Annotated in this window: 13 protein-coding genes; 11 read left to right on the top strand and 2 right to left on the bottom strand. The window is 69.2% G+C overall.

From position 1 onward, the window contains the following. The first annotated feature begins 116 nt into the window (after nucleotides 1–116). From ABD879_RS21100 to ABD879_RS21070, 7 genes are all read left to right on the top strand, one after another. Nucleotides 117–2021 (top strand): hypothetical protein, encoded by a 1905-nt coding sequence (locus ABD879_RS21100; protein ID WP_345023235.1) that lies wholly within the window; start codon nucleotides 117–119, stop codon nucleotides 2019–2021. A gap of 57 nt (nucleotides 2022–2078) precedes the next feature. Continuing rightward, complete coding sequence (locus tag ABD879_RS21095) at nucleotides 2079–2333, top strand: hypothetical protein (protein WP_345023234.1); 255 nt, start codon at nucleotides 2079–2081, stop codon at nucleotides 2331–2333. 42 nt (nucleotides 2334–2375) lie between these two features. Beyond that, complete coding sequence (locus ABD879_RS21090) at nucleotides 2376–2825, top strand: hypothetical protein (protein ID WP_345023233.1); 450 nt, start codon at nucleotides 2376–2378, stop codon at nucleotides 2823–2825. After that, the gene (locus ABD879_RS21085; RefSeq protein WP_345023232.1) at nucleotides 2822–3106 is read left to right on the top strand and encodes a helix-turn-helix domain-containing protein; all 285 of its coding nucleotides are present in this window, start codon (nucleotides 2822–2824) and stop codon (nucleotides 3104–3106) included. Before ABD879_RS21090 ends, ABD879_RS21085 begins: the two co-directional genes overlap by 4 nt. A 29-nt stretch (nucleotides 3107–3135) precedes the next feature. Further along, the gene (locus tag ABD879_RS21080) at nucleotides 3136–4278 is read left to right on the top strand and encodes a hypothetical protein (RefSeq protein ID WP_345023231.1); all 1143 of its coding nucleotides are present in this window, start codon (nucleotides 3136–3138) and stop codon (nucleotides 4276–4278) included. A gap of 124 nt (nucleotides 4279–4402) precedes the next feature. After that, nucleotides 4403–4765 carry a nucleotide pyrophosphohydrolase gene (locus ABD879_RS21075; protein ID WP_345023230.1) on the top strand — a complete coding sequence of 121 codons (363 nt, stop codon included), beginning with the start codon at nucleotides 4403–4405 and terminating at the stop codon, nucleotides 4763–4765. Nucleotides 4766–4936: 171 nt separating this feature from the next. Next, nucleotides 4937–6754, top strand: a complete 1818-nt coding sequence (locus ABD879_RS21070) for a DNA/RNA helicase domain-containing protein (protein ID WP_345023229.1) — start codon at nucleotides 4937–4939, stop codon at nucleotides 6752–6754. Nucleotides 6755–6889: 135 nt separating this feature from the next. On the opposite strand, the gene ABD879_RS21065 is transcribed toward ABD879_RS21070, so the two are convergent. Next, nucleotides 6890–8992: a DEAD/DEAH box helicase gene (locus ABD879_RS21065; protein WP_345023227.1), complete on the bottom strand. Its 2103-nt coding sequence runs from the start codon at nucleotides 8990–8992 to the stop codon at nucleotides 6890–6892. Continuing rightward, nucleotides 8989–9417: a hypothetical protein gene (locus ABD879_RS21060; protein ID WP_345023225.1), complete on the bottom strand. Its 429-nt coding sequence runs from the start codon at nucleotides 9415–9417 to the stop codon at nucleotides 8989–8991. The genes ABD879_RS21065 and ABD879_RS21060 overlap by 4 nt, the downstream gene beginning before the upstream one ends. A 395-nt stretch (nucleotides 9418–9812) precedes the next feature. On the opposite strand from ABD879_RS21060, the gene ABD879_RS21055 reads away from it, so the two are divergent. The 4 genes from ABD879_RS21055 (at nucleotide 9813) to ABD879_RS21040 (ending at nucleotide 15241) form a co-directional block, all read left to right on the top strand. Further along, nucleotides 9813–12452, top strand: a complete 2640-nt coding sequence (locus ABD879_RS21055) for an AAA domain-containing protein (protein ID WP_345023224.1) — start codon at nucleotides 9813–9815, stop codon at nucleotides 12450–12452. After that, nucleotides 12416–12835 (top strand): DUF5710 domain-containing protein, encoded by a 420-nt coding sequence (locus ABD879_RS21050; RefSeq protein ID WP_345023223.1) that lies wholly within the window; start codon nucleotides 12416–12418, stop codon nucleotides 12833–12835. Before ABD879_RS21055 ends, ABD879_RS21050 begins: the two co-directional genes overlap by 37 nt. A gap of 757 nt (nucleotides 12836–13592) precedes the next feature. Continuing rightward, complete coding sequence (locus ABD879_RS21045; protein WP_345023222.1) at nucleotides 13593–15131, top strand: sodium-dependent transporter; 1539 nt, start codon at nucleotides 13593–13595, stop codon at nucleotides 15129–15131. Continuing rightward, on the top strand, nucleotides 15131–15241 hold the full coding sequence (locus ABD879_RS21040; protein WP_345023221.1) for a methionine/alanine import family NSS transporter small subunit: 111 nt from the start codon (nucleotides 15131–15133) through the stop codon (nucleotides 15239–15241). Before ABD879_RS21045 ends, ABD879_RS21040 begins: the two co-directional genes overlap by 1 nt. Nucleotides 15242–16748: the final 1507 nt, after the last annotated feature.

Raw genomic sequence — 16748 nt, 5'->3', positions numbered from 1 at the left:
CCGAGACCGCGACAACCCCGTGACCAGCGTGATCAGGATGGAAAAGGCTCACTGAGGCGACCGGCTCCCCCAGCTCCGCACACCAAAAGGCGCAGTTCGCCGCAGCGGAAGGGCATGTGGCGAACGCCGGAACTCTCATCGGAGGGCAGCACTGCTACTTCATCAACCTGCCGGAGAATCCTGAGCTAGAAGAGCTGCAAGGTCCCCTACCACCGCAAATGGTGGCGGAGGCGCGGGCCGGTTTCGTCCCTCCGGAGGGCTTCACCGAAGCCGCGGAGAAGCTCAAATCCGGCTTCCTCATCCTGGTCGGCACGCCGGGATCCGGACTCCGCACCGCTGCGATCAATCTGCTGCTCGACGCCTGTCCGCGCAGTCCTTCCATCTACCTCGTCGACGACGGCGTCGACTTCACCAGATGGCGGCCTCCAGAAGCCGCAGCCTGCCTGGTCGAAGGGCAGCTCGGCGGTCTGATATACAGGCCCGCCCGGCTGCTGGGGCTCATAGAGCGCGTGCGAAGCGCAGGGGCGGCACTGGCCGCGGTGCTGCGGACGATCCCAAGGCGGTACATCGCCGAGGAGCTGGCACTGTGGCTGGTGTACTGCACGCCGCCACCGGCGATCGAGGTGTTCCGCGCCAAGCTCGGCCTCGCCTCTCCCCGACAGGCCGAGCGGGCCCGCCTGATCGGGTCCCTACCTGCGGCCTTTCTCGAGGAGGTGCTCCCCGCCGGAGCAAGCCCGCAATATGCGGCGAGCATGGCCGATGCGCTGCTGCGAACCACCGATTTCCCATCGAACGACGCGAAGGACGTGGAAAATGCCGTCCGCTCGATCATCGCTCGTCAGGCCGAGTTCGAGATGGCGCAGCTGTTCCAGGCCCTGAGGGAAGACCTTCCTGCGCTGGCCCTCCTGCTGGCCGTTGCCGTCTACGAAGGCCGTGATCTGTCGATCGTCCAGCGGCAGGCGGAACGTCTTCTGGCGGCGGCCGACGGGAACTCTTGTGCCGGGACGAGTCCATCCGCCCCCTCAGGACCGTTCAGCCAGCAGCAATCGGATCCAGATCAGCGTTCAATGACACAACTGCTCGACACGGTGGGCGCCTACATGATGCCCTGGCACGATCCTCGAAACGACAGCACCCCCTATACCGCAGACTGCGTCAGATTCATCCGACACACGTGGGCGGCCAGCATATTGCGTCTGGCCTGGCATGGCCACGGTCCGCTGTCCGACCAGTTGTCCTCCTGGCTGATGACCGTCGGCACGGACCAGGACCTGGTGAACTGCGCAGGGCGCGCGCTGAGCATCAGGCTGCCCCTCATGACAAGCCGCGACCGCCGCCGTCTCATCCGCTCGTGGGTCCTGGCCGAGAGCAACGCGATGCGAGCGGTCGGTGCGGCGGCACTGCGTGCCGCTCTTTCCGATCCCGCGCTTGACGACGAAATTCTGCGGATTCTGTACGGGTGGGCGGTCGACCAGAACTGGCGGGTGCGTCGCACGATCGCGCTCGCCTGCGGTGACTGCGGTCGAACGGCACCCGTCGGCCCGGCTCTGAGCCTGATCCGGCAACTGGCCGCCACCTCGGTCGCGGCCCCCGATCGACGGGTGGAAAGGGCCCTCGAGTCGGCTCTACTCGAACAGTTCCGCAACGGCGACCGACGGAAGGTGCTCGAATGCCTGCTCGACTGGTTGACGGCGGACTTTCCGCCGGCCGACTGGACGACACGCCGACTCTCATTGCTGATCAGGGCCGAGATCTCCTGGTTCAGCGAACAGGCAGCCCGGGACACCGAGCTCTTCGACCTGCTCGTCGTGCTGCTGCGGCAGGCCGTCTCGGCCGCCGAGGACGTCGATGCGCTGACCGGGGCGCTGCTGCTGTGGTGCCGCACCGCGAGTTGGGATCCGGAATGCGCCGAGGCGATCGGCATGCTTCTGTTCATCCTGTCCCGAGATCAGCACGCCGCCGTCCGCGAACTGGCCACCGCGGTCATTCGCAATAGTGGCCGACCCGTCGGAGAGAAGTAGTCCTCTCCGCCACGAGCCGGCCTCCGCGCTTCCACACCCGAGAACCGAGGAGCACACATGGGGATAGTGCGCTGGAACTCTCTTTTCGACGTCATCGACGAACAGATCACCGGGCTTTCCGTCACCGAGCAGGCCGGGCTTTCCGTGCCTTTCCGGGCCGGCTTCGTCCACATGTCACCGCAGGAAGCCCGGGACGCTGTGTACGGCCCCCGTCAGGACAGGGAGCTGCGCACGGCCATCTGGCAGCACGTCATACGGGCCGCCCGGCCACAGAGTTCTCAGGACGCGCCGTGGCGTCTGCTGATGATCTGACTCGCGCTGCCGGGGATGCGTCGCACCGTGTACCGGATCTCCATGCGGTTCGGTGTGGACCGCAGGGATCTGGAGGCGACGTTGGTGACCGGGCTACTCGAGGCTCTGGAAACCGTCTGCCCCGACGAGCCCGACATCGGCGGTGCGCTCATCAAGGCGGCGGTCGGCAAGGCGTGGAAACTGGCGCGCCAATCGGCGCGTGTGACGCACGTGGCGGACATCGCGTCGGTGGCAGCCGCGCACCAGGGCACCGAGCATCCGTCCTGCGGACCGGTGGAAAGCGAATGGGCGGTGGAGGTAACTCCGCTGAACCGTCGTCGCGGCCTTTCCGCTCCGCTTCGTTTCACCGCCTGCCCGCACCAGGTCGAACGCAAGCGGCTCGGAATGCTGGCCGAACGATTCGGCCTGCACGACATTGTCTACCGCGCCCGGCGCCCCAGAGGGGCACCCGTCGGCACCTTGTCCCTCCGTCCGCTGAGGAGCAGGCCGTGAGTCGGCACCGCAGGACGCCGCTGACCTTCGCCGAGGCGTTCGATCTTCCGCTGAGCATCGATCTCCGTACGGCGGCCCGGGCCTTCGGCATATGCCCGGCCACCGCGTACAAACTCATCCGTCTCGGCCGCTTCCCATGCACCGTGCTGCGACTCGGCCGCCAGTACCGCGTGCCGACCGCGTCGATGCTGCACGCGCTTGGCATCGAGGAACGACCGATCTACGCCGACGGCACCGGCGATGCCGACCAGTGCGTCACTCCGCAGTGCGAGTGTCTCTGACCAGCGATTCTCCTGGAGAGGAGGGTGTCATGACCACGGAACCGGAAGCCACCACCGCAGCGCCGCCGCCGCGCATGCCCACATGCTTCGTCATCGGCCCCATCGGCGACAGATTCGCACCGGCCGGCAGCCCGGAGTCGGAGATATACGAGAACTCCCTGCAGGTGTACGAACACATCATCGAGGCCGCATGCCGAAGATTCGAGATCGAGCCCGTCCGAGCGGACGGCATCGCCGTCGCCGGCGAGATCACCGAGCAGATCTTCCGTCACGTCCTCGAAGACGACATCGTCATCGCGGACGTGGGCGGCGGCAACGCCAACGTCATGTACGAACTCGGTCTCCGCCATGCGACCGGCAAGCTCACGATCCAGATCGGAGAGTACGGCCAGCTCCCCTTCGACATCTCCTCGATCAGGACCATCCGCTTCTCCCGTTCCGACCATGGCCTCATCGAGGCTCGCAAGGAGCTCGAACGCGCTCTGGAGGCGGGCCTGCTGAACGGATACGAACCGCCTCTTCCCGCCAAGATCCTGCTGGGGCTCAGCACGAAGAGTGAAGAACCCCCGCCAGAGCCGTCGGCGCAGGACGAAGATGGCCCCGGCATCATGGACAACATCTTCCAGGCCGAGCAGGAACTGGCAGCCATCGAGGCCGACACGCAGAAAATCGCCTCGGCGATAGAAGCGATCACCGCGATCACAGATGCGGCGAGCGCGGACCTGGAACGAGTCTCCCAGCCCGGGACGCCGGTACAGACCCGTATGGCCATCCTGGCGAAATACGGCGAGTCGCTCAACGGGCCGTCGGAAGAGCTGGCCGATGCGGCAGAGCAGTTCGCCGAGCGCATGGAGGCCGTCAACGCCGGCATCACAGGTGCGCTCGATCTCATCGCACTCGTCCCCCACGACCGGCGGGACGAAGAGGCCGCAGAGTTCCTCGAGATGCTCATCGAGCTCTCCGAGTCCGCCCGAGAGCACATGGAGGCGCTCAACCTGTTCAGTGCGGTCGCCAAGGGCATGGGCGGCATGAGCCGTCAACTCCGCGGCCCCGGAAAGAACATGGTTTCCGCGATCCGGCATGTGGCCAAGGCCGTGGCCGTGATGCACGAGTGGGAGCAGGCCGCACGCGCCCTGCAGGAGCGCCGCACCGGCCCCGTGTCCTCGGTGTGAATCTGTAGGCCAGGCGGGGTACCGATGCACGGCACCCCGCCTGGCGTACCGAGAGGTCACGAGGTCGTCGCCTCCCTGCCGCAGGGTCTCCGGGCACGGACCGCCAGGCCGCTAGCCTGGAGGCGTGAGAGAGATCGTCGACCTGGCCGAACGGTTGCGCGGGTTCGCGGCCGAGCGCAAGTGGGAGCAGTTCCACACGCCCAAGAACCTGGCGATGGCCCTGTCGGGCGAGGTCGGTGAGCTGGTCGCCGAGTTCCAGTGGCTGACGCCGGAGGAATCTCGGGCGATCATGGGCGACGCCGAGGCAGCCGAGCGGGTGCGGGCCGAGTTGGGTGACGTTTACATCTACCTGACGCGACTGGCCGACGTGCTCGGCGTGGACCTGGTGCAAGCGGCGCACGAAAAGCTCGACGAGAGCGAGCGTCGCTACGATCCCGCTACCTACCGGGGATCGGCCCGCAAGGCTCCGCCGCTCGACCGGTCCTGAATGTCGGCGGCCGCCGCTAGCCTTCTGCCCTAAGAGTTCGCGGCCCGACGGGCTTCCGCCGACCGGCTCCACCGGTTGGCGGACATGCCCCCATACCGCACGAGGTCTTCGTGCTGCCTGGGGGTAAGTCCGTTGACGGCCTTCCGCCGTACTGCCAAAGCGCTGCTGTCTGTGGTCGAGGGCAAGCTGAGCGAGAGGCTCGACGAGTACCTGCGGATGAGCGCTGCCGTCTCCGTCTCCGCTTCGGAACGGCGCTCCTGGGACCGCAGCCTTCCCGTCCTCGCCCAGGACCTGGTGGAAGCCGGTCTGGACGAGGTCGAGATGCTCATCGAGTACCAGCTTCCCTTGACCAGCAAGCGGGCCGACGTGGTGCTCGCCGGGGTCGACCGGCGGACCGGCGACGACGCGTACGTCGTCGTCGAGCTCAAGCAGTGGAGCCACGCGCGGGTGTGGGGCAACGACGAGAACAAGGTGCTGGTGGAGCACAAGCCGGGCGACCCCCAACTGCACCCGTCACTGCAGGCGCAGGGCTACTGCGACTACCTCCTCGACTTCCTGCCCGGCCTGGCCGACCGCTCCGACGCCGTGCACGCGGTCGCCTACCTTCACAACGCGGCGCGCAACGACGTCCTCGACCTGTACGACAGGGTGCACGACAACCGCACACGGCTGTTCACGCAGACGACGCGCGGCGCGTTCATCGACTACCTGCGCGACCGTTTCGCGCCGAAGCCGGGGGCGGGCGCGGCCGACCGGCTGCTGTCCAGCCGGGCGGCGCCCTCCAAACAGCTGCTCGCACACGCCGCCACGGAGATCAGGAACCGGGACGCGTACGTCCTGCTGGCCGAGCAGCGCCTGGCGTACGAGATGGTGCTGCACAAGGTCGACAAGGCCCGCAAGGGCGACTCCAAGACCGTCGTGGTCATCACCGGCGGCCCCGGCAGCGGCAAGAGCGTCATCGCGGTGACGCTCCTGGGGGAACTCGCGCGACGTGGATACAAGGTCTTGCACGCCACGGGATCGCGCTCGTTCACGCAGACGATGCGCCGTCACGTCGCCAGGGGCGACAAGCGTATGCAGGACATGTTCAAGTACTTCAACAACTTCGGGAGCGCCGAGAAGAACGGTCTGGACGTCCTCATCTGCGACGAGGCGCACCGGATCCGGGAGGTCTCCCACACCCGATTCACGCCGGCCGCCCAGCGCACCGGCCGACCGCAGGTCGACGAGCTGATCGACGCCGCCCGGGTGCCGGTCTTCCTGCTCGACGAGCACCAGACCGTGCGCCCGGGAGAGATGGGCTCCCTCCGACAGATCCGCGAGCACGCCGAGCGCAAGGGGCTCGCCGTCCAGCACATCTCCCTCGACGAGCAATTCCGCTGCGGCGGCAGCCGCAAGTACGAGGAGTGGGTCCTGAAACTGCTCGGACTCGACGGCGGCACACCGGAGCCCTGGGAGGGCGACGAGAACTTCACCGTGACCATGGCCGACTCTCCGCACGAGATGGAGGCCATGCTGCGCAACCGTCTGGAGGACGACCGGTCGGCTCGGATGACCGCCGGGTTCTGCTGGCCCTGGAGTGATCCGCGCAATGGAGCGCTGGTGCCGGACGTGGTCATCGGCGACTGGGCCCGGCCCTGGAACGTCAAGGGCGACCGTGCGGTCGGCTCGGCCCCGCCGAGCCCGCTGTGGGCATCGCAAGACGGCGGCTTCGAGCAGGTCGGCTGCGTGTACACCGCCCAGGGGTTCGAGTATGACTGGAACGGCGTGATCTTCGGCCCGGACCTGGTGTACCGCGACGGCCGCCTGGTCACCGTGCGCTCCGCGAGCCGGGACCCCGCCCTGCGGAAGCGCGACGTGAGCGACGCACAGGCCGACAAGCTGATCCGCAACACCTACAAGGTGCTGCTCACACGAGGAATGGTCGGCACCGTCCTCTATTCGGTGGACAGGGAGACCCAAGAGTTCCTCGCCCGTCTCGTCGGGTGAGGAACGACGCGAACGCCGACGGCTCCATGTAACGCAGCGATCAACTCCCGATCTTCGTACTGCTGACCCGGGGCCTCGACGGCGTGGACCTCTATGCCGTCGATCCCGAGACCCAGGCGTTCCTGGACAGGCTCATCAACTCGACGAAACGAACCTGACGGGTTCGCCGAGGGCGGCGAGGGCGCCGTCGAGATCGGCCAGGCGGGCGGCCAGGGTGGCGGTGGCAAGGTGTTCGGAGAGGGCTTCGGTGAACTTCAGGCCGCGCAGGGCCCGTTCGTCGACGTCTGGAAGGCACAGGCGGTCGGCGGCGTCGGCAGTGCCGGCGCGCCACATGTCGCGGGTGAGATCGCTGCGCAGGCGGATGTAGGCGTCCTGGAAGCGCTGTTTCTCGTCGGTGAGGCCGGAGAGGGTGGCGGCCAGGACGGCGTTGGCGCGGTGGCCCGCCCAGGTCCACCAGCGGACGTCGTCGCCGGTCCGCACGATGACGGTGCCGCCCGGGTGCACCGTGCCGACGTTCTGGTCACGGGCCCGCGCCAGGTACCGCACCGCGCGGTCGGTGAGCCTGACGTCGGGGTCGGCGCCTAGGAGCACCTCGCGGCAGGCGCGGGCCAGCGCGAAACTCGTGCCCGCGAGCGCGGTGCCGGTCCAGCGGGCCTTGCCTCCTCCGTCGGCGGGTTCGACGAAGCAGCGGCGGCGTTTCCAGTCGATCCAGGTCACCCGCCAGCTGCGGCCGCCGAGCAGCAGCAGGCGGGGCCCTTGGACCTCCTCGGTGAGCAGCATGGGATCGGTCTTGCCGATCTCCTGCCGACCTGACAGCACGGTGAACTCCGGCGGCGCCGTGAACACCGCCGTCAGGTCCATGAAGTGGCGGCGGCCGAACGCGGCCTCCGCGGCGGGTCCGATGAACAGCAGCTCGCCGTCCCGGTCCACGAATCCCCGCTCGACCAGGTGCCGCATGATGGGCTCGGCGCCGCGGTCGAAGGGGCTGAGCCCGTTCCACTGCTCGCTCCACAACCGGCTGCCGATCTTGTGCTGCTGGAGGCAGAGGGCGAGAAACTGCTGGGCGACGATGTGGCGCGGTTCGGGCGGCGGCGATACCGGTTCCACATAGCCGCGCCCCCACAGCAGCAGGAGCCCGGCGGCGGTGACCAGTGAGTCCGGATCGAGGGTCAGGAAGAGGCAGTTGCGGGTCGTGCCCCTCCGTCGCCCCGTGCGGCCGAGCCGTTGCAGGAACGCGGCCACCGTGGACGGTGCGTTGATCTGGATGACCCGGTCCAGGTCGCCCACGTCGATGCCGAGTTCCAGCGTGCTGGTGGAGACGATGACGCAGTCACGGGCCTGGGCGAACGCCTCCTCGGCCCGTCGCCGTTCGTCCAGGGACAGGGACGCGTGGGACAGGAACGTGGTGACGCCGCGGGCGCGCAGGGCAGCGCCCAGTTCCTCGACCAGTTGCCTGGAGTCGCAGAACACCAGGCGTTTCTCCCCCCGGTGCAGTGCGGCGATCACCTTGGCGGCGTTCGCGACCGACCCCACGTAGTCCAGTTCGATGTCGCCTTCGGGAGGGCCCGTCACAGCGGCGACGTCCGGTGCCACCACCTGCGCGGGTCGCCGTCCCCGGCCGGAGCCCTGCAGCCAGTGCAGGAGTTCCGCGGGATTGCCGACGGTGGCGGACAGGCCGATCCGCTGGATCGGGCGCCCGGCCAGCCGGGTCAGGCGTTCCAGGACGGCCAGCAGGTGCCATCCGCGGTCGTCCCCGGCGAAGGCGTGCACCTCGTCGACGACGATAGCGCGGAGCCCGGCGAAGAAACGGGCATGGTCGACCTTGGTGCTGACCAGCATCGACTCCAGCGACTCGGGTGTGGTGAGCAGCAGGTCGGGCTGGTCGCGGAGGATGCGCTGCCGGGCGGACCGGTTCACGTCACCGTGCCAGAGTGCGACGCGGCGCCCCACCCATGCGGCGTAGGTCTCCAGGCGCGGCAGGAGGTTGTTCAGCAGCGCCTTCAGCGGGCACACGTACAGGACCGACAGGCCGGTCCACCCGTGTTGCTCCATCGCCGACAGCAGGGGGAACGCGGCCGCTTCGGTCTTGCCGCCGGCGGTCGGGGCGAGCAGTATCGCGTCCGCACCGTCCAGCACCGGATCGACTGCCGCACGTTGCAGTGGACGCAGCGACCGCCAGCCCAGGGTGTTGACGATGTGATGCACCAGGACGGGCGACAGCCGGTCCAGCCCCCTCACGGAATCTCCAGGTCGACGTCGTCGGCGGAGCCGGCGGCCGCGTTGCGCTCGGTCTCGTTGAGTTCGCCGGCGGAGATGGTGACAGCGTGGTCGCGGCGCGAGTCGGTGGTGAAGTCAACGAACCGCCATCGGGCGGGCCGAAGCAGTCGCCGGACGCCCGGCTGTGCGTCGGAGAACGCTGAGGCGCCGCTGACTGGCAGGAACAGCCCGGCCCGCCGGCCGCCGTCGAGAAATCGCCGCGGCACTCTCAGCCTCACCCCCGCAGCCCGGCGCACCGACGCCGACCGCCCGACCAGTGCCTCCGTCGAGGCGATGTTCCCGGCGGCGCGAGCGTGCTGGTAGGTGCACAAGGCGGCGGCGAACGCCGGAGTGGTGCTGCGCCGCGGCGCGTCGATCGCCCGTCTGCGGCGGGCGGCGCTGATCATTGCGATGCCCCCCGTGATTCGGTCATGTCTACGTCACCCCTGCACTGGGCAACTCATACTGATCGGCCAGAACTCGGTGCCGAGTCTGACCGTACGGCCTGAGCCGCCCAGTTCAAGAACCGGACGCTCCTGGGCGTCGAGCACCTGATGCGGCTGATGACGAACATCTCCGCGCTGCGGGGCGCGGCCGTCCGCAGAGTCGGCTGCCGCGCGCACCACGACGGCTCCTCGCACGACGCCGCTCCCATCACCGGAAGGCATGGTGCCCGGAGGCATCTTGACGGCAAGCGTGGCCAGAAGCGGATGCCTTCGGGGAATTCGCCTGACGGGTTGTCAGTCGCGAGGTAAATTCCTTCGGCGTCGCGGCGGGGTCACAGGGGCGGAGGGATACGGGGGTGGCGGACGGACACACGGGGCCCGGTCCGGTCGAGGAGTTCCTGCGGGCGGTCGACGCCGAGATCACCGCCGTCCTGCACGACGCCAGGAGCGGGGCGGAGAAGGTGTCGTTGCGGGACGGACGGCTGACCGGGCGTACGGGGGACGAGCGCGAGTATCTGTTCTCCTGCGCCAGGTGGAACGAGGGGTTCGCAGTCAAGGACCTGCTGGTGAGGCCGACCGGTTCGCGCCGCCCCTGGGCGCAGGCCGAGGTGACGCGGCTCCCCGGCGGCAAGGTCCGCGTCGTCACCGAGGCCGATCTCGGTGAGCGCTGCGAGAGCGCGCAGCTCGTGGAGGACGAGACGGCGGGACTCCGGGCGCTGGCCGAACGGTTGCGGCAGGTGCAGGACGGAAAGGGGCCGGTCAATCCGACCGCGGCGGGATGGATGCTCGGGCAGGGCACGCCCCGCGTCGGGCACTGCATCGCCCCGGACCGGTACATCCGCCGCTACCGGGACCGGCGGCTCAACGAACGCCAGCGGCGCGCCGTCGAACAGGCGCTCGGCAGCGAGGTCACGTTCGTGTGGGGTCCTCCGGGCACCGGTAAGACCGACGTCGTCGCGTGCATCGTGGAGGGCTGTTACCGGCAGGGATTGCACACCCTGTTCCTGGCGCCCACGCACGTCGCGGTGGACCAGGCGCTGGAACGCATGTGCGATCTGCTGTCCGGCGAGCAGGACTTCGACTCGGGGCTGGTCCAGCGGGCCGGTGACATCGCGGTCCCCTCGCTGGCCGACAGGTACGGGGAGCAGATCGACCCCAAGCGCATCGCCGACCGGCTGGCCACGGCCCTGGAGACGCAGATCACGCAGGTGACGGCGCGGCTGGAGGAGACCCGCGCCGCCATCGCCGTCCACGAGGAGGCAGCCCGGCTGTCGGCGGAACTGGACGATCTGCAGGGACGGCTGCGGACCCTCGACGAGGTGATCGCCGACGCGGGACGCTGGATGCACACCACCTCCGGGCGGGCCCGGGACGTCGAACGCCGAATCGCGGAGATCGGCGTCCCTTCCGGCCTGTTCGCCCAGCGCAAGCAGGCCAAGCTGGACGCACTGCACCACGAGCTGGCCCGCCACCGGCAGGCGTACCAGAACGCACGGCGCCGACACGGCGACGCGCAGGCGGACCGCGCGCGGTGCGCGGCCGACCTCGCCTCGCTCGAATCCGCGCTCGCACCGCTGCTCACCCGTGCGCGCGGCCTGGCGCCCGTCGAGCGGCTGCGGCGGGAGGCCGAACGGCTGGACAAGCGGCTGGACGAACTGGACAAGGAACGCCGCCGGATCGAGGAGGCGGTGCGGAACCGCTGCCGGGTGATGGGCACGACGGTCTCCAAGGCGGTCCAGTCCCGATCGCTGATGGGCACCGTGGACGTCGTCGTGATCGACGAGGCGGGCATGGTGGACCTGCCGTCGGTGTGGTGCGCCGCGGGCCTCGCGGCGCGGCGCGTCGTCGTCGCGGGCGACTTCCGGCAGCTGCCCGCGGTGACCCACGGCTCGTCCCATCGCCTGGCCAGCGAAGCCGACCACGGGCATTCGCGGCTGTGGATGGACCGCGACGCCTTCCACGCCGCCGGTCTGGTAGACGCGCGCGGCGGTGCCGTCCAGTCCGATCCCCGGATGGTGGCGCTGAACGAGCAGTACCGGATGCGCCCCGCGATCTGCGCCGTGGTCAACGAGGTCGCCTACCCCGACGCCCCGCTGCGCACCGGCCGCCCGGACACCTGCGGGCTGCCCGCCTCACCGCTGCTCGACAGTCCGCTCGTGCTCATCGACACCTCCAGCCGCGTGCTGAAGGGCACGGGAAGCCAGGCGCATCTATCCAACCCCGTGCACGAGGCGGTGATCCACGAACTGATCCGGGGGCTGCAGTACGACTCGGTCCTGCCGCCCCGCGGCTGGCGTGATCTGCCGGCGGGGAAACGGCCGACGGATCTGCTCGCGGTCATCGCCCCGTACAAGAACCAGAAGAGGATCCTCGACACCAGCCTCAAACACCGGTTCGGTGAGGCGTACGACGGCCTGGTGGACACCGTCCACCGCTTCCAGGGCAGCCAGCGCCCCCTCGTCGTGATCGACACCGTGGCCGGCGCGGGCCGCCAACTCGGCTACTTCTACCAGGACGTCGGGCTTTCGTCGCGGACCTGCCGCCTGCTGAACGTGGCGCTGAGCCGGGCGCAGGACCACCTGGTCGTCGTCGCCAACGTGGCCTTCCTGCGCCGGGAACTGCGCGCGGACAGCGAGGCGGCCCGGATGCTCGACCACTTGGAGCGGCACGCGCAGCGGCTGCCCGTAGAGGATCTGGTTCCCGTCCGCTCCGCCGCCGACCTCGGCGAACTGGACGAGGAGGAACTGGCCCGGCCCGCCTTCTTTCCCGCCGACGAGGTCGCGCGCGCCGTCGAGTGGGACATCGCCCGTGCCCGCAGCAGCATCGACATCTTCTGCGCCTTCCTGTCGCCGGGGCCGGTACGGCACTGGTTGCGGCGGCTGGCCCCCGGATCACCGCGGGGATCCGCGTCACCGTCCACACCCGGCCCTATGCCGCCAATTCGGCCCAAGCGCCGCTCGTGGAACGGCTCAAGGAGGCCGGATGCCAGGTGCTGACCCGCGAGCGCATGCACGAGAAGGTGCTGATCATCGATGACACCGTCCTCTGGCACGGGTCGCTGAACCTGCTCGCTCACACCGGATCGACGGACCTGATGATGCGCATCACCGACCCGACCGCCTGCCAACGGGTCCGACTGATCGTGGACCGGGCCCGCATGGAGCGTCCGGCCCGTAGAGCTCCCACCGCAACCTCCTCCCGCGGCGTCTCCCCTGGGGACGTGGTGAACGGCCGCCTGTATCTGGCGGTGCCCTATGCCGAGAAGGACGAGGCCAAACGCCTCGTGAACGCGCGCTGGGACGGCGCCCTGAAGCTTTGGCACGTTGACGCGAACGTACCGAGGGAAGCTGTCCGCCACTGGCTGCCCGACGGCGGGTGAGACCACCGGCTCCTGTGGCCGGCGACATGGCTGCTGTGGGCGGTGCTGGCCGTGCGTGGCTGATCGCGTGGACGGCGCACGTACCGGAACGGGGGTCGCAGATCCGTAGTCGGATGCCCGTGCCTGCGGCACCTTCCTGGAACGCTCGGGCCTGCGCAGGTATGAAGCGCGGCTCACTGCCCATACACGTATCCGGATGCGTGAGCGCGGGCCGGGTCGTGTGGAAGGGCACAGACGGGAAGGGCCGTCAAAGGCGGCGCGGCGCACGCCCCATCCTGAATGCCTGCAGTGCGTTCTGCGCGGCTCAGGTCTTCTGGGCAACTCTCGGGCCAGCTGACAGCGCGGAGCCATCAAGGGGCGCGGACGGCGGGATGCATGGACGGGGGTGCGGGGAGGGGAGGCAACTGGCATGCCGACGAGGAGCAGCGAACGCGCGCGTCCGCGCAGCGTCGTCGGCGGGGTCGATGCATGGCGTACACCGCCCTGCACCACCGTGGGTGCTCCGGTTAGAGCCTCCGTACTTGCAGGCGCCGTGACGGCCTGCGGGTGTACGTGATCGTGCCGGCAGACCGCCTCCGCGGGGAGGGTTCTCTGCCGGTCGCGGCGTGAGAACCCGGCGATGGCTTGAATGTGTCACGAAGGGGTTACTCTTGGCTGCACCACAAAAGCCCCCTAATCGGACAGTCGATAATGGGGGGCTGCGTCGGCGGCCGTGCTGCCGGGAGCGGGGACGAGCGAGAGATGGGAGGGTCGGGTAGTGCCTGACCAGCGACGCGAACAGTGGACCAGCCGTGGAGGCTTCCTGTTCGCGGCGATCGGATCGGCGATCGGACTGGGGAACATCTGGCGGTTCCCCTACGTCGCCTACGACAACGGCGGCGGGGCGTTCCTCATCCCCTACCTGGTGGCGCTGCTCACCGCCGGGATCCCGCTGCTCATCCTGGAGTACTCGATCGGGCACCGGTTCCGCGGGGCGCCGCCCGCGGCGTTCCGGCGGCTGTCACGGCCCACCGAGGCGATCGGGTGGTGGCAGGTCGCGATCTGCTTCGTGGTGGCGGTGTACTACGCCGTCATCATGGCGTGGGCGGTGCGGTACGTCGGCTTCTCCTTCGGGGAGCAGTGGGGGGACGACCCCGAGAAGTTCTTGAGCGCCAAGTTCCTGCAGGTGGCGGACGCTCCCGGCGGCATCTCCTCGTACATCGCGGGGGTGGCCTGGCCGCTGATCGCCATATGGGTCGTCACCCTGGGGGTACTGGCGCTCGGCATCGCGGGCGGCATCGAACGGGCCAACAAGATCTTCATTCCGCTGCTGGTGGTGCTGTTCGGCATCCTGGTGGTGCGGGCCCTGTTCCTGGACGGCGCCGCCACCGGCCTGGACGCGCTGTTCTCCCCCGACTGGTCGAAGATCACCGAGGGCGGCGTGTGGGTCGCGGCCTACGGGCAGATCTTCTTCTCGCTGTCGGTCGGCTTCGGCATCATGATCACCTACGCGTCGTACCTGCCCCGGCGGTCCGACCTGAGCGGGTCGGCGCTGGTGGCGGGGTTCGCCAACAGCTCGTTCGAGCTGCTGGCGGGCATCGGCGTGTTCGCCGCGCTGGGCTTCATGGCGTCCGCCAGCGGCGTGCCGGTCGGCGAGGTCGCCGCGTCCGGGATCGGGCTCGCCTTCATCGCCTTCCCGAAGATCATCTCGTCCATGCCGGGCGGCGACGTGTTCGGGGTGCTGTTCTTCGGCTCCCTGGTGATCGCCGGGATGACCTCGCTGATCAGCATCGTGCAGGTCGTGGTGTCGGCCGTGCAGGACCGCTTCGGCCTGGGCCGCCTCACCTCGGTGCTCGGCGTCGGCGGCGCGGTGGCGGTCGTGTCGATCGCGCTGTTCCCCACCGACCAGGGCCTGTACCTGCTGGACGTGGTGGACCACTTCATCAACCAGTACGGCATCGTGCTGGCCTCCCTGGTGGTGCTGATCGTGGTGGCCTGGGTGCTGCGCCGCCTGCCCGCCATGCAGGAGCACGTCAACACGGCCTCGGCGGTCCGCGTGGGGACGTGGTGGCGGATCTGCCTGGGGGTGGTCACCCCGCTGATGCTGGGCTGGATGATGTGGGACAGCCTGCGCGGTGAGTTCGCCGAGAACTACGAGGGCTACCCGACCTGGTTCCTGAACGCCGCCGGCTGGGGCGTGGCGGGCGCCGTGATCGTCGTCGCAGTCGTCCTGGCGCTGCTGCTGCGGCGCCGCGCCGTCACTGACGAGGCCGACCCGGCGCTCACACCCGGTGCCGCTGAGAAGGGAGCGCGCTGATGTCCACCGGCGCCATCATCATGATGATCGTCGCCATCGTCATCGTGTGGGGCGGCCTGGCCGCGGCCCTCCTGCGGATCCGCACCCACACCGGCCACTCCGACAGCTGACGCGCACGCCCCTGCTCGCCGTCCGGCCGCGCTGGTCACCCCGGCCGGACGGCGAGCACGCCCGCGCCGTTCCCCGGCCGCCGGGCCGGTGGTCCCTCCGACCGCGTACCGCCGCAAGCCGACAGCAGACCTCCCGGTCGGCCGGCTGAAACACTCACGCGGTCAACCCCTGCAGGCCCTGACGGCCATCTCACCGACCCGCCACGAGGGCCGCCCTCTCCCCTCGACCGAACGACGACCACGATCCCCCCGACGACCGCCCGCCCCCGCGCTCCGACCACACCCGGGCCAGCAAGCCGAAACACTCCGCCGCTCATCCCCCTGCATGCCCTGACAGTCGTCTCGCCGTCACCCTCACCGCTGAGACTGGGCGGCGATCACGCCCGCTGACCTGCACGGACTCGTACACCACCTCCGTGGACGCAACCCTCTCTTGCGTCCGCGCTCTCCTACGACAGCGTTTGCCCCCTCCCCTCTACGAGCCGACCGTGGCCACCTGGCTCAGCACCCGAGAAATTGCGGCACCCCAGTCGCACTGCACCCGTTGACGGCTGTCTCTCCGCGGGACAGCACACGCCGTCATGCCCCCAACCAGACCCCGCCTCAACCGCTCCGGCTCCGGAAAGCGCGCCCTCTCTGGGAGCTGCAACGGCTCCACGGCGGAGTCAGTTCTCGATGTCGGTGTAGCCGCAGCCGGGCACACGCCCGCTGCGGCATCAGCGCGCCGACGCGCCGCCACGGCAGGCCCACGCAACGACACGTCACGCTCAACACAGGCGACGGAGCCGGGCAAGTGCCGAACCCGGCAGCAGTGACGGCGCGCCCAGACACGACACCGCCAGCACGCCTACCGGAATCGACAGACGCAAGACCACATCACCGAACAGCACCGCCGCACCGCCCACCGGCACGGTGATGCTTGATCGGGCTGTCCAGTGCCCTCGGCAGCCCTACGGCGCCGATGGAAGCAAGGCACAAAGCAGCCGCTGGGGCAGCAGCTCCCCCCTGCCGACATCGCCAAAAACATCATCTGAATCACAGCTATCGCCTGAAACAGCAGCACAGATCAACCCCGTCGGACCAACACCCGCGGCAGGCCCCATGCGACGGCACTCGGAAGGGCAATGCAGACGACGGAGCCGGGCAAGTGCCGAACCCGGCAGCAGTGACGGCGCCCTCAGACGCGACGGCATCGACATGTCCATCGGAATCGGCGGGCGGGAGACGAGGGAGCGGGTGCGGCGGCCTGGCCGACGGTGGCCGGTGGCGGCACACGTTATGGCGGGCGGCCATGGCAGTGGCGGTCTTGCGCCGTGGGCTTTGATGTATCGCGGGGTGAGTTTGTCCCGGTAAGTGGCTTTTGCGGCGGGCGTTCATCGTGGGCGAAACCTGGAGTGTGAGCAATCGTCAACGCTGTGTAGTCGCATTGACTACGATCGTCAGCCGGAGATGTCCGCGGCGATCCCCCCGGGGCGGAGAATGAAGCACCTTCTGCCAGATCTCAGGC

Source organism: Actinomadura keratinilytica, from assembly GCF_039539665.1.
In the GTDB taxonomy this organism is placed as follows: Bacteria; Actinomycetota; Actinomycetes; order Streptosporangiales; family Streptosporangiaceae; genus Spirillospora; species Spirillospora keratinilytica.
Note: the sequence above shows the minus strand (reverse complement) of the source record. Positions and strands in the feature narration are given on the sequence as shown.

Excerpts from the sequence above, each read along its gene's own strand:
- ABD879_RS21040 (WP_345023221.1), top strand. The coding sequence starts at position 15,131 with ATGTCCACCGGCGCCATCATCATGATGATCGTCGCCATCGTCATCGTG.
- ABD879_RS21080 (WP_345023231.1), top strand. The coding sequence starts at position 3,136 with ATGACCACGGAACCGGAAGCCACCACCGCAGCGCCGCCGCCGCGCATG.
- ABD879_RS21095 (WP_345023234.1), top strand. The coding sequence starts at position 2,079 with ATGGGGATAGTGCGCTGGAACTCTCTTTTCGACGTCATCGACGAACAG.
- ABD879_RS21060 (WP_345023225.1), bottom strand. The coding sequence starts at position 9,417 with ATGATCAGCGCCGCCCGCCGCAGACGGGCGATCGACGCGCCGCGGCGC.
- ABD879_RS21090 (WP_345023233.1), top strand. The coding sequence starts at position 2,376 with ATGCGGTTCGGTGTGGACCGCAGGGATCTGGAGGCGACGTTGGTGACC.